We start from the raw sequence: 12,655 nt of genomic DNA, 5'->3' as shown, positions 1-12,655 counted from the left end.
AAGTTATAAACCATGGAAAATAGTGAAGTTCAGGCAGTCCTGATGCAGGCGCTGTCATTAGATGAAGTCCACGTGATGAGCAACGACGGCAGCCATTTCAAGGTGATCGCCGTGGGCGAAATGTTTGGTGAACTAAGCCGGGTAAAAAAACAGCAGGCTGTCTATGCGCCGCTGATGGAATACATTGCGGATAATCGTATTCATGCCGTTTCCATCAAAACTTATACTCCCGCCGAGTGGGCTCGCGACCGTAAACTTAACGGATTCTGAGTACCCGTCTGGTTGTTTTGTTGATAGATAATTGAGAGCCGTGTTAATGGACAAATTTCGTGTGCAAGGCCCCACCCGCTTAAGTGGTGAAGTGACCATTTCCGGCGCAAAAAACGCAGCGCTGCCGATTCTGTTTGCCGCGCTGCTGGCAGAAGAGCCGGTAGAAATTCAGAACGTCCCGCAGCTGCGTGATATTGACACCACCATGAAGCTGCTGAGCCTGCTGGGTGCACGCACAGAGCGTAATGGTTCAGTACATGTTGATGCGCGCGATGTGAACGTCTTCAGCGCTCCTTACGATCTGGTGAAAACGATGCGTGCCTCTATCTGGGCGCTCGGACCGCTGGTGGCACGTTTTGGTCAGGGTCAGGTATCACTGCCGGGTGGTTGCGCAATCGGCGCCCGTCCGGTCGATCTGCATATCACCGGTCTGGAACAGCTCGGCGCGGAGATTAAGCTGGAAGAGGGCTATGTTAAAGCCTCTGTCAATGGTCGCCTGAAGGGCGCGCATATTGTCATGGACAAAGTCAGCGTCGGCGCTACCGTGACCATTATGAGTGCGGCCACGCTGGCAACCGGCACCACGGTAATTGAGAACGCGGCGCGCGAGCCGGAGATTGTCGATACAGCAAACTTCCTGAATACGCTGGGCGCAAAAATCTCGGGCGCAGGCACGGATAAAATCACGATTGAAGGTGTGGAACGTCTGGGCGGTGGTGTCTATCGCGTGCTGCCGGATCGTATTGAAACCGGCACTTTCCTTGTGGCTGCGGCTATCTCGCGCGGTAAAGTACTCTGCCGTAACGCACAGCCGGATACGCTGGATGCGGTGCTGGCTAAACTGCGCGACGCGGGTGCTGAGATTGAAACCGGTGCAGACTGGATCAGCCTGGATATGCACGGCAAGCGGCCAAAAGCAGTGAATATTCGCACCGCACCGCATCCGGGTTTTCCAACGGACATGCAGGCGCAGTTTACGCTGCTGAACCTGCTGGCAGAAGGTACAGGTGTGATCACGGAAACGATCTTCGAAAACCGCTTTATGCACATCCCGGAACTGATCCGTATGGGTGCACATGCGGAAATCGAGAGCAACACAGCGATTTGTCACGGTGTGGAGACGCTTTCGGGTGCACAGGTTATGGCGACAGATCTGCGTGCTTCTGCAAGCCTGGTGCTGGCCGGCTGTATTGCTGAAGGCACCACGGTTGTTGACCGGATTTACCATATCGATCGCGGTTATGAGCATATCGAAGATAAGCTGAAAGCGATGGGTGCAAACATCGAGCGTATCAGCGGCGAATAAGCCAGATACGACGATGTAATAGAACCAGTCACAACAGTGTGGCTGGTTTTTTTTTGTTATTTCTTAGGCGGGATCTTTTTCAGGCTATCGGGCGATCGGATCCGTTTTTTGCGATCCAGCAGAAGCAGGGTGTCAGGATCGTAATAGCGGCTAGGCCAGATCTCTGCCGGGTGTACCTCAAGCGCCGTTGCGATCAGCCATTCACCCTTAGGCCAGGGACGAGACAGCGCATTTGCGAGCGTTGAGGAGCAAAGCCCTGAGGCACGTGACAGTGCCGCCAGTGAAGTGCCACGTTTACGTAGCGCTGCGATAATATCTGCAGGATGCCAATCCTCTTTCCTTGTCTGCATAACTTGTTCTCCATATCCATGTAATGCGTAATCGCTGCCACGGCAGTGAAGGGTAAAACTGGAAATTAACGGCTCTATATAGCAAAAAGGTTCCATTAATTTCCAGTAATTGTTATACCCTGGTTGCAAAACCCGGCTGGTATTCTCAAAAAGTGTGCAAACTTGTGCAAACGGGGGCAGGAAAGTACGGAGAGAATAAAAAACGGAGCCGGGTGGCCCCGTCAGAGATTAAAAGTCGCGCTGCACTGACATATGCGCCAGCGCTTCAAGCGCAGTACGCCATGGACTCTCAGGTAGCAGCTGTAGCGCAGCAATCGCTTTATCTGCTTCTTCTTCAGCGCGTTTACGCGTCCATTCCAGGGACCCCGTCTGCTGCATAGCAGCCAGCACCGGCTCCAGCAAATGCCGCCCGTTACCTTCCTCAATAGCGCTGCGGATCATCGTGGCCTGCTCTGGGGTGCCATGATGCATGGCGTGCAGCAGAGGCAGCGTCGGTTTACCTTCGCTGAGGTCATCACCGGTATTTTTACCCAGCGTCTCGCCATCGGCGCTGTAGTCGAGCAGATCGTCAATTAACTGGAAAGCTGTGCCAAGGTAGCGACCATAATCCTGCAGCGCTTTCTCCTGCGCAGGCGAAGCCTCTGCCAGGATCGCTGAGGCCTGGGAAGCGGCCTCAAACAGACGCGCCGTTTTACTGTAGATCACGCGCATGTAGCTCTCTTCAGTGATATCGGGATCGTTACAGTTCATCAGCTGCAGCACTTCGCCTTCTGCGATCACATTCACCGCTTCTGACATCAGCGCCAGGATCTTCAGGGATCCCAGACTGGTCATCATCTGAAAAGCGCGCGTATAAATAAAATCACCCACCAGCACGCTGGCGGCATTACCAAACGCTGCATTGGCAGTGGCTTTCCCGCGACGCATGTCTGACTCATCTACCACGTCATCATGCAGCAGCGTTGCCGTGTGGATAAATTCAATCAGCGCTGCGTTGGTGATATGCAGCGAACCCTGATAGTTGAGCGCACGCGCTGAAAGCACGGCAATCATAGGACGAATGCGTTTTCCTCCGCCGCTGACAATGTAGTAGCCCAGCTGGTTGATCAGTGAGACATCTGAATTCAGCTGGTCGAGGATGGTCTGGTTGACGGCCGCCATATCCTGCGCGGTTAGTTCGTTAATTTGTTCTAGGTTCATTCGTCTGTTCAGCTTTGACTGGTTTTTTGCATGGTAGGCGCTTTTACCCAGCGTGAGTTCAGGTAATCTGTTACTGATTGTACTTGAAAATTCAGGATGAGAAACGGTTGCATTCACTCTGCGCTTTTTTTCTGCAGGAGAGTGCAAAGTGCGCTTGTTTTCTGCTGGATATTTGCGTAGAATTCGCGCCCTATTGTGAATATTATCGCGCCGCCTGATTACACAGAAAGGCAAGCGCAGAAGCGGAGTTTTATATGTACGCGGTTTTCCAAAGTGGTGGTAAACAACACCGAGTAAGCGAAGGTCAGACCGTTCGCCTGGAAAAGCTGGACATCGCAACCGGCGAAACCATTGAGTTCGACCAGGTTCTGATGATTGCAAATGGCGAAGACGTGAAAATCGGCGCGCCACTGGTTTCAGGCGGTATGATCAAAGCAGAAGTTGTTGCTCACGGTCGCGGCGAAAAAATCAAGATTGTTAAGTTTCGTCGTCGTAAACACTACCGTAAGCAAGCTGGTCACCGTCAGTGGTTCACTGATGTGAAAATCACGACGATCAGCGCGTAAGAGGAGATCTGACAAATGGCACATAAAAAGGCTGGTGGCTCGACCCGTAACGGTCGCGACTCCAACGCAAAACGTCTGGGTGTTAAGCGTTTCGGTGGTGAATCTGTTCTGGCAGGTAGCATCATCGTTCGTCAGCGTGGCACCAAGTTCCACGCCGGTAACAACGTAGGCTGTGGTCGTGACCACACCCTGTTTGCTACCGCAGACGGCAAAGTTAAATTCGAAGTGAAAGGCCCGAACAACCGTAAATATATCAGCATCGTTGCTGAGTAAGGTTGTCGTGCTGCAGACGTTCATCGTCTGAACACACGAAGGAAAGGCCCCGCAGCTTTGCGGGGCTTTTTACATTCTGCCGCCGGTTATCGATTCACCGCTAACTGAGCTGCGCAGTTTGTTGTACACTTTCTGTACAGGTCATATTACCAGATTTGCATTATCCGCCGCCGGTCAGCACAGAAGACCCTGGCGGACCCGTCTGCCGCTGGGTACAGCGACAGACGACAGTGTGACGGAGAAATAGAATGAAGTTTGTTGATGAAGCAACGATCCTTGTGGTCGCAGGTGATGGCGGCAACGGTTGCGTTAGCTTCCGCCGTGAAAAATATATCCCTAAAGGCGGCCCGGACGGCGGCGACGGCGGTGACGGCGGTGACGTCTATCTGCTGGCAGATGAAAACCTTAATACCCTGATTGACTATCGCTTTGAAAAAGCGTTTCGCGCTGAGCGCGGTCAGAATGGTCAGAGCCGCGACTGTACCGGCAAACGCGGTAAAGATGTCACCATCAAAGTGCCGGTCGGTACGCGCATTATCGATCAGGGCACCGGTGAAACGCTGGGCGATATGACGCGCCATGAGCAAAAACTCATGGTGGCGAAAGGCGGCTGGCACGGGCTTGGTAACACACGTTTCAAGTCCTCGGTTAACCGTACTCCGCGCCAGAAAACCATGGGTACGCCAGGCGAGAAACGCGATCTGCAGCTGGAACTGATGCTGCTGGCCGATGTTGGCATGCTGGGTCTGCCAAATGCCGGTAAATCGACCTTTATCCGCGCTGTGTCTGCGGCAAAACCAAAAGTGGCGGACTATCCGTTTACCACCCTGGTTCCCAGCCTCGGCGTTGTGCGCATGGACAGTGAAAAAAGCTTTGTCGTGGCAGATATTCCGGGGCTGATCGAAGGCGCAGCGGAAGGTGCTGGTCTGGGCATTCGCTTCCTGAAGCATCTTGAGCGCTGTCGTGTTCTGCTGCACCTGATCGACATTGCGCCTATCGACGAAACCGATCCGGTAGAAAACGCCCGTATCATTCTTGGCGAGCTGGAAAAATACAGCGATAAGCTCTATCAGAAGCCGCGCTGGCTGGTGTTCAACAAAACTGACCTGCTGAGTCAGGAAGAAGCGGAAAGCCGCGCTAAAGCGATTGCAGAAGCTCTCGGCTGGGATGAAAAATATTATCTGATCTCCGCAGCCAGCCGTACCGGTGTTAATGAGCTTTGCTGGGATGTGATGAGCTTTATCATCGCCAATCCGAAAGAAGCGGAAGAAGAAGAGAAGCAGCCTGAGAAGGTCGCGTTCATGTGGGATGACTATCACCGTGAAGCGCTGGAGACCGCTCAGGAAGTGGAAGAAGATGATGACTGGGATGAGGACTGGGATGATGAAGACGACGAAGGCGTCGAAATTATCTATCAGCGCTAATCGCAGCTAAAAAGCGGCCTCCGGGCCGCTTTTTTTATCGGATAACCGGGGTGTTTAGCCGTTGAGCTGATGTGGCAGCGTACAGCGGGCAATCAGTCCGCTGCGATCTTCACGATTTTCCAGCGTCAGGGTACCGCGATGCATTTGCACAATACGCAGTACGATATTCAGGCCCAGTCCGCTGCCGCCATAGCGCTGATCGCGACGGCGAAAGGCCTGGGTTAACTCCTCTGCGGCGCCGGCGTCAATACCTGGCCCTTCATCCCATATTTCGACTTTTACCTGCTGTGCATCCTGATATAGCTTAACCCGCACTTCGCTGTTTTCCGGGCTATAGCGCGAGGCGTTCTCCAGCAAATTGCGCAGCATCAGACGCAACAGCACGGCTTCTCCCTGCTGCGGGATATCATGGCCCTCTGGCCAGTACAGTTGCTGCTGACGTTGTAGCAACAGCTCGTCCATCTCGGGTTTCAGCGGCTGCATAATATCCTGCTGCCACCACAGCTGCTGATAGTGGCCGCCCGCCAGCGCCTGACCGGCACGTGACAGCATGAGTAGCTGCTCTACGGTGTGCATCAGCTGATCAATCCGGCTAATCAGCATCTCACTCTGCGGCACGTGCTGCTGCTGCAGCAGTTCCAGATGCAGCCGCAGTCCTGCCAGTGGCGTACGCAATTCATGCGCTGCGTCGGCGGTAAACAGCCGCTCCTGCTGCAGCGTATGGTCCAGACGGGAGAACAGCTGATTGATCGCGCCGGTGACGGCAACAATTTCATCCATGTCAGCATACACCGGCAGGGGAGTGAGATTATCGGCGGAGCGATGCGCCAGGCTGTCCTGCAGCAGTTTGAGCGGACGAATAATCCAGTTGATCGCCCAGAATGAGAGCAGCAGCGTCAGGCATACCATGACCAGTGAGGGCAGCAAAAGCGAAGCGATCGCTTCGCGGATCTCATTTTCTACCCGCTGATTGCGCGCCTGCGCTGAGAGTGTTTCATTGACAAGAAAGCTGATCTGCTCCCGGCTCTCGTGCCAGAGCCAGATCACGCTCATCACCTGACAGATCAGCAGGATCAGCGCCAGCATGATCAGTAAACGCTGCCGCATACTGTTCATTCGCGCAGTTCCAGCCGGTAACCCACCCCGCGCACCGTTTTAATACGATCTTTACCCAGCTTGCGGCGCAGGTTGTGAATATGCACTTCCAGCGTGTTGGATCCGGGATCGTCGTTCCAGCTGTAAAGATCCTGCTGCAGCGTTTCACGATGCACATTTTGTCCGATGCGCATCAGCAGACGCGTCAGCAGCGCAAACTCTTTGGGCGTAATATCCACTGACTGATTTTCAAGCAGTACCTGCTGAGAACTGAGATTGAGTGTCAGATCGCCCTGCTGCAGCTGGTTATCGCTGTGACCCTGATAGCGGCGGATCAGCGCCCGCACCCGCGCCTGCAGCTCTGCAAGCGCGAAAGGTTTGATCAGATAATCATCCGCGCCGGCATCAAGACCTTCAACGCGATCCTCCAGCGCATCACGCGCCGTCAGGATCAGCACCGGGATCGTAAGGCCTTCGCGCCGCCACTGGCGCAGCAGCGAGGCGCCGTCGCGATCCGGCAGACCAAGATCCAGTACGATCAGCGTATACTGACCGCTGCGCAACAGCGCGTTACTCTCTGCAGCGCTGCCGGCGCAGTCGACCGCATAGCCCTTAGCGCTCAGTGCCTGTGCCAGACCCGACTGCAGCAGTGCATCATCTTCAACAATCAACAATTTCATTAGTTGTTTTTGTTAATGTCCGTGTAGAGGCGGCTTTCAAAGCGTACCAGCGGAATGCGCCGCGTTTTCTGATTTTCCGGCGGTACAGCATAGCCTGACAGGAATTGCACAAAGGCAACCCGCGCACCGCTGGACGTGGTGATGAACCCAGCCAGATTATAGACGCCCTGCAGAGAACCGGTTTTTGCTGAGACTTTGCCATCAAGCCCCGCTTCATGCAGACCACCACGATACTGCAGCGTGCCATCGTAGCCGGCCAGCGGCAGCATGGAGATGTAGTTGAGCGTGGCATCGTTTTTAGCGATGTACTGCAGCACCTGCATCATTGTTTCCGGAGAGATCAAATCGTGACGCGAGAGGCCGGAACCATCAACCTGAATGCTGTTGCCCATATCGATACCCGCTTTTTCGCGCAGAATTCGCCGCACGGCATCAGAGGCGGCACGAAACGTACCCGGCACGTTAAAGTAGTGATGGCCGATGGTGCGGAACACGGTGTCCGCAATCATGTTGTCCGACTTTTTCAGCATCATGCGCAGTAGCGTATGCAGCGGCGCGGATTGGGTCGAGGCGAGCACCGTACCCGGTGACGTAACCTGCGTCTGGCGTACCAGATGACCGCTATAATCAATATCAGCCGCACGCAGCATCCCTTTCAGGATCTCACCTGACCAGGCGGCATCATCCTGAACCGCAAAGGCGAGCGGCAGCGGCTCTGCACGCTGGCGCATACAGCCTGTCAGCGTATAGCGGTTGAGTTCACCCGGCACCACATCCAGCTCGCAGTACTGGCCTTCGCCACTGTTAGGAGCAAGCGTCCGGACCTGGCTGAACATATGGGCCGGATAATAAGAAGCGATACGCACAAAGGCTGTTTCGCCGGCGGTTTTGCCACTGTAAAGCGACACCGAGAAACAGTTTTTGTCGACAATCGCCGCGCCGGGTGGTGCGCTGAAGCACTGGGTCAGATCGTTCCATGGCCAGCCGGGAGCCATATCATGGCTGGCAAAAACAGAGGTATCAATCACCAGATTGCCTTTAATATGGGTGATGCCCTGCTGCTTCAGCGCAGCGACCATATTGCGCAGATTCTGCCTGCTCAGCGTAGGATCGCCGCCAAAGCGCGCCACCAGATCGCCATTCAGCGTGCCGTCGGTAATGGCACCGCGTGTCTCAAGCGTAGTCTGAAAGCGGAAGTCGGGTCCCAGCTCCAGAAGTGCCGCCAGCGCCGTGATCACTTTCATGGTGCTGGCCGGTAAAGCCATCTGTTTTCCGTGATAGTCGATAATAGGGGTTGATGCGCCCACTTTCTGTACCATCAGCGCCAGGTTCGCGCCGTCAGGTAAATACTGCATGTATTCTTCAACGGGGGCCGCTTGTGCCTGCAGCATTACCGCGCAGGTTAGTCCGGTAACAAGTCGTGAAAATCGCATAATCTCGCGGTAACTGACGGATGGGGCGTCAATACTACGTCCCCGGACAGGGCAAAGTAAACGATGACCCACAGGGAACTCTGGGGTAAAATACGTATCAAAATGCAAAACCGATCCCTGACCCGGAAAGCTTTCCGGGTCAGGGTTCTTTTGCTTTTGAAAAGGGGCCGTGTGCCGCAGAAGCGATTTTTCTGCTGTCACCAGTCAGGATGACACCGTTAACCAGGATAGAGACGAGGAGCCAAAATGAATCAGATTCCGATGACGTTACAAGGCGCTGAGAAGCTGCGTGAAGAGCTGAACGAACTGAAAACCGTAAAGCGTCCGCGCATCATCGCCTCCATCGCTGAAGCTCGTGAGCATGGCGACCTGAAAGAAAACGCCGAGTACCATGCTGCGCGTGAAGAGCAGGGGTTTTGCGAAGGGCGTATTCAGGAGATTGAAGCTAAACTTTCTAATGCGCAGGTGATCGACATCACATCTATGCCAAAAACCGGTCGCGTCATTTTCGGTGCCACGGTAACTGTGCTGAATGTTGATACAGACGAAGAGTTTACTTACCGCATTGTGGGTGACGATGAAGCAGATTTTAAACAAAATCTGATCTCGGTTAACTCTCCAATGGCGCGGGGTCTGGTAGGTAAAGAGGCCGATGACGTAGCTATTGTGAAAACGCCAGGCGGTGATGTGGAGTATGAAGTGCTGAAGGTTGAATATCTGTAAGCACCCGCTGTGGTGACGCAGGGCAGATTGTAAAGAAAGGAAAAAGGCCGCATGGCGGCCTTTTATCGCATGCGTGAGCGTGGCACTTTCTCTGCCCGCAGCGCCGCGCGTAGTGTGTAGCTTAACGAGGCAGCGTGATTTTACGCTCTTTCGCCGGGCGGTACAGCACCAGCACATTGCCGATAACCTGCACATTGCTGGCGTTGGTTTCACGCACAATAGCTTCAACGATCAGCTGCTTGGTTTCGCGATCTTCTGAGGCAATTTTCACCTTAATCAGTTCGTGATGCTCAAGCGCCTGTTCGATTTCGGCGAGCACGCCTTCAGTAAGGCCGTTGCCGCCCAGCATGACTACTGGCTTCAGTGGGTGGGCCAGGCCTTTCAGGTGCTGTTTTTGTTTGGTACTCAGATTCATCGTATTTTTTGCTTACTCAGGGATTGAAAACGGGTCATTCTACCGCCATCTCGGGTATATCGCCAAATCATCGCTACCCATTGCGCGCTGATTTATCGCTACGATGACGATTTAACTGGAAAAATTATGACGGGTAAAAAGCGTTCGGCCAGTTCCAGTCGCTGGCTTCAGGAACACTTTAGCGATAAATATGTGCTTCAGGCACAGAAAAAAGGGCTGCGTTCGCGTGCCTGGTTTAAACTTGATGAAATTCAGCAGGGTGACAAGCTGTTTAAACCCGGTATGACCGTAGTGGATTTAGGCGCGGCGCCCGGTGGCTGGTCACAATATGTGGTACAACAGATTGGCAACAGCGGGCGGGTTATTGCCTGCGATCTGCTACCCATGGATCCGATTGTCGGCGTTGATTTTATGCAGGGTGACTTCCGCGACGAGGCTGTGCTGAAAGCGCTGCTTGAGCGGGTAGGGGACCAGAAAGTTCAGGTAGTGATGTCAGATATGGCACCTAACATGAGCGGCACGCCGGCTGTGGATATTCCACGTTCAATGTATTTAGTTGAACTGGCGCTGGAAATGTGTCGGGATGTATTGGCTCCCGGCGGCAGTTTTGTTGTGAAAGTGTTTCAGGGAGATGGCTTCGATGAATACCTCCGGGAAATTCGCTCCCTATTTACGAAAGTGAAAATTCGTAAGCCAGACGCTTCGCGGTTACGTTCACGTGAAGTGTATATTGTGGCGACAGGGCGCAAACTGTAGGCCCGATTACCGGCGTCAAAGCAAGCTGAATACTGTGTTTATCCCGGCCTGATTCTGAGTTTCAGGATAAACCAGTAAATTCATCCATGCTGCGATTCCAGGTATGAAGGATATATAGTACCCTACGCTGTCTGTTAACACCGTTGTAATATGAGGTTAATCCCTTGAGTGACATGGCGAAAAACCTGATTCTCTGGTTAGTCATCGCGGTCGTGCTGATGTCAGTATTCCAGAGCTTTGGGCCCAGCGAGTCGAATGGCCGTAGGGTTGATTATTCAACCTTCCTGTCGGAAGTGAACCAGGATCAGGTCCGCGAGGCACGTATTAACGGGCGTGAAATTAACGTAACCAAAAAAGACAGTAATAAATATACCACCTACATTCCTGTCAACGATCCCAAGTTACTCGATAACCTGCTGACCAAAAACGTCAAAGTAGTGGGTGAACCACCTGAAGAGCCAAGCCTGCTGGCTTCTATCTTCATTTCCTGGTTCCCGATGCTGCTGCTGATTGGCGTATGGATCTTCTTTATGCGTCAGATGCAGGGCGGCGGCGGAAAGGGCGCGATGTCCTTCGGCAAAAGCAAAGCCCGCATGCTGACGGAAGACCAGATCAAAACCACCTTTGCCGATGTCGCTGGTTGCGATGAAGCGAAAGAAGAGGTGGGTGAGCTGGTAGAGTATCTGCGTGAACCAAGCCGCTTCCAGAAGCTGGGCGGTAAAATCCCGAAAGGCGTCCTGATGGTGGGCCCGCCGGGTACAGGTAAAACGCTGCTGGCTAAAGCGATTGCCGGTGAAGCAAAAGTTCCTTTCTTTACCATTTCCGGTTCAGACTTCGTAGAAATGTTTGTTGGTGTCGGTGCATCTCGTGTGCGTGACATGTTCGAACAGGCGAAAAAAGCGGCGCCGTGCATCATCTTTATCGATGAGATCGATGCAGTAGGACGTCAGCGTGGTGCCGGTTTAGGCGGTGGTCACGATGAGCGCGAGCAGACGCTGAACCAGATGCTGGTTGAGATGGATGGTTTTGAAGGTAATGAAGGCATTATCGTTATTGCTGCCACAAACCGTCCGGACGTACTGGATCCGGCGCTGCTGCGTCCAGGCCGTTTCGACCGTCAGGTTGTGGTTGGCCTGCCGGATGTGCGCGGTCGTGAACAGATCCTGAAAGTGCATATGCGCCGTGTGCCGCTGGCAACGGATATTGATGCCGGTATTATCGCACGCGGAACGCCGGGCTTCTCAGGCGCCGATTTGGCAAACCTGGTCAACGAAGCTGCACTTTTTGCTGCCCGCGGTAACAAGCGTGTGGTGTCGATGGTTGAGTTTGAGAAAGCCAAAGACAAAATCATGATGGGTGCAGAGCGCCGCTCCATGGTGATGACGGAAGCGCAGAAAGAGTCAACGGCTTACCATGAAGCCGGGCATGCGATCATTGGTCGTCTGGTGCCAGAACACGATCCGGTCCATAAAGTAACGATCATTCCTCGCGGTCGCGCGCTGGGTGTGACGTTCTTCCTGCCGGAAGGTGATGCTATCAGCGCCAGTCGTCAGAAGCTGGAAAGTCAGATTTCCACGCTTTATGGCGGTCGTCTGGCAGAAGAGATCATCTACGGTGCTGAGCATGTCTCTACCGGTGCCTCTAACGACATCAAAGTGGCGACCAACCTGGCACGCAACATGGTGACGCAGTGGGGCTTCTCAGAGAAGCTGGGTCCGTTGCTTTATGCGGAAGAAGAAGGTGAAGTGTTCCTTGGCCGTTCCGTAGCGAAAGCCAAGCATATGTCAGATGAGACTGCGCGCATTATTGATCAGGAAGTTAAACACCTGATCGACAGTAACTACCAGCGTGCACGTCGTATTCTGGGTGAGAACATGGATATTCTTCATGCGATGAAAGATGCGCTGATGAAGTATGAAACCATTGATGCTCCGCAGATTGATGACCTGATGGCGCGCCGCGATGTGCGACCACCAGCGGGCTGGGAAGATCCCGGCAGCAGCAACTCTGACAGTAACGGTACGCCAAAGGCGCCACGTCCGGTTGATGAACCGCGTACGCCGAACCCGGGTAACACCATGTCTGAGCAGTTCAATAAATAAGAGGCCATCACCTCAGCAAAAACCCCGGCCAGTCCGGGGTTTTTTACATTTAACATTTGACC

At 53.7% G+C, this 12,655-nt stretch carries 14 protein-coding genes; 8 read left to right on the top strand and 6 right to left on the bottom strand.

Annotated features, from left to right (window positions below):
* Positions 1-12: 12 nt before the first annotated feature.
* Entirely contained in the window at positions 13-270 is a 258-nt protein-coding gene (gene ibaG / locus BBA90_RS17700; RefSeq protein WP_065650283.1) for a BolA family iron metabolism protein IbaG, read from the top strand.
* A 46-nt stretch (positions 271-316) separates the two neighbouring features.
* A complete protein-coding gene (gene murA / locus BBA90_RS17695; RefSeq protein WP_065650282.1) occupies positions 317-1,576 on the top strand; it encodes a UDP-N-acetylglucosamine 1-carboxyvinyltransferase in 1,260 nt (419 codons plus the stop codon).
* Between the two features lie 56 nt (positions 1,577-1,632).
* Here murA and BBA90_RS17690 read toward each other — a convergent pair whose 3' ends face one another.
* Together BBA90_RS17690 and ispB are read right to left on the bottom strand one after the other, a co-directional pair.
* A complete protein-coding gene (locus BBA90_RS17690) occupies positions 1,633-1,926 on the bottom strand; it encodes a helix-turn-helix domain-containing protein (protein WP_065650281.1) in 294 nt (97 codons plus the stop codon).
* 228 nt (positions 1,927-2,154) lie between these two features.
* Positions 2,155-3,126, bottom strand: coding sequence for an octaprenyl diphosphate synthase (gene ispB / locus BBA90_RS17685; RefSeq protein WP_065650280.1), 972 nt, complete (start codon positions 3,124-3,126; stop codon positions 2,155-2,157).
* Between the two features lie 254 nt (positions 3,127-3,380).
* On the opposite strand from ispB, the gene rplU reads away from it, so the two are divergent.
* The 3 genes from rplU to cgtA all read left to right on the top strand — a co-directional run bounded on the left by rplU (position 3,381) and on the right by cgtA (position 5,389).
* Entirely contained in the window at positions 3,381-3,692 is a 312-nt protein-coding gene (gene rplU, locus BBA90_RS17680) for a 50S ribosomal protein L21 (RefSeq protein WP_039382246.1), read from the top strand.
* Between the two features lie 15 nt (positions 3,693-3,707).
* Complete coding sequence (gene rpmA, locus BBA90_RS17675) at positions 3,708-3,965, top strand: 50S ribosomal protein L27 (protein WP_006121751.1); 258 nt, start codon at positions 3,708-3,710, stop codon at positions 3,963-3,965.
* Positions 3,966-4,213: 248 nt separating this feature from the next.
* Positions 4,214-5,389: an Obg family GTPase CgtA gene (gene cgtA / locus BBA90_RS17670; RefSeq protein ID WP_065650279.1), complete on the top strand. Its 1,176-nt coding sequence runs from the start codon at positions 4,214-4,216 to the stop codon at positions 5,387-5,389.
* Between the two features lie 54 nt (positions 5,390-5,443).
* Here the strand turns inward: cgtA and pmrB are convergent, their stop codons facing one another.
* From pmrB to dacB, 3 genes are read right to left on the bottom strand one after another with little or no spacing between them, the layout of a single operon-like run.
* Positions 5,444-6,505, bottom strand: a complete 1,062-nt coding sequence (pmrB, locus tag BBA90_RS17665) for a two-component system sensor histidine kinase PmrB (RefSeq protein ID WP_065650278.1) — start codon at positions 6,503-6,505, stop codon at positions 5,444-5,446.
* Positions 6,502-7,164 (bottom strand): two-component system response regulator PmrA, encoded by a 663-nt coding sequence (pmrA, locus tag BBA90_RS17660; protein WP_065650277.1) that lies wholly within the window; start codon positions 7,162-7,164, stop codon positions 6,502-6,504. The genes pmrB and pmrA overlap by 4 nt, the downstream gene beginning before the upstream one ends.
* A complete protein-coding gene (gene dacB, locus BBA90_RS17655; RefSeq protein WP_065650276.1) occupies positions 7,164-8,597 on the bottom strand; it encodes a serine-type D-Ala-D-Ala carboxypeptidase in 1,434 nt (477 codons plus the stop codon). The genes pmrA and dacB overlap by 1 nt, the downstream gene beginning before the upstream one ends.
* A 246-nt stretch (positions 8,598-8,843) precedes the next feature.
* On the opposite strand from dacB, the gene greA reads away from it, so the two are divergent.
* Positions 8,844-9,320, top strand: coding sequence for a transcription elongation factor GreA (gene greA, locus BBA90_RS17650; RefSeq protein ID WP_039382260.1), 477 nt, complete (start codon positions 8,844-8,846; stop codon positions 9,318-9,320).
* A gap of 121 nt (positions 9,321-9,441) precedes the next feature.
* Here the strand turns inward: greA and yhbY are convergent, their stop codons facing one another.
* Positions 9,442-9,735: a ribosome assembly RNA-binding protein YhbY gene (gene yhbY / locus BBA90_RS17645; RefSeq protein WP_065650275.1), complete on the bottom strand. Its 294-nt coding sequence runs from the start codon at positions 9,733-9,735 to the stop codon at positions 9,442-9,444.
* 126 nt (positions 9,736-9,861) lie between these two features.
* Between yhbY and rlmE the strand changes: the two genes are divergently transcribed.
* Both rlmE and ftsH read left to right on the top strand, forming a co-directional pair.
* Positions 9,862-10,491: a 23S rRNA (uridine(2552)-2'-O)-methyltransferase RlmE gene (gene rlmE / locus BBA90_RS17640; RefSeq protein ID WP_039382266.1), complete on the top strand. Its 630-nt coding sequence runs from the start codon at positions 9,862-9,864 to the stop codon at positions 10,489-10,491.
* 173 nt (positions 10,492-10,664) lie between these two features.
* On the top strand, positions 10,665-12,593 hold the full coding sequence (gene ftsH / locus BBA90_RS17635; RefSeq protein WP_065650274.1) for an ATP-dependent zinc metalloprotease FtsH: 1,929 nt from the start codon (positions 10,665-10,667) through the stop codon (positions 12,591-12,593).
* Positions 12,594-12,655 lie beyond the last annotated feature (62 nt).

The organism is Pantoea eucrina (assembly GCF_001691555.1).
Taxonomy (GTDB): domain Bacteria; phylum Pseudomonadota; class Gammaproteobacteria; order Enterobacterales; family Enterobacteriaceae; genus Pantoea; species Pantoea borealis.
The sequence above is the reverse complement of the archived record's forward strand: the minus strand, read 5'-3'. Positions and strand labels throughout refer to the sequence as shown.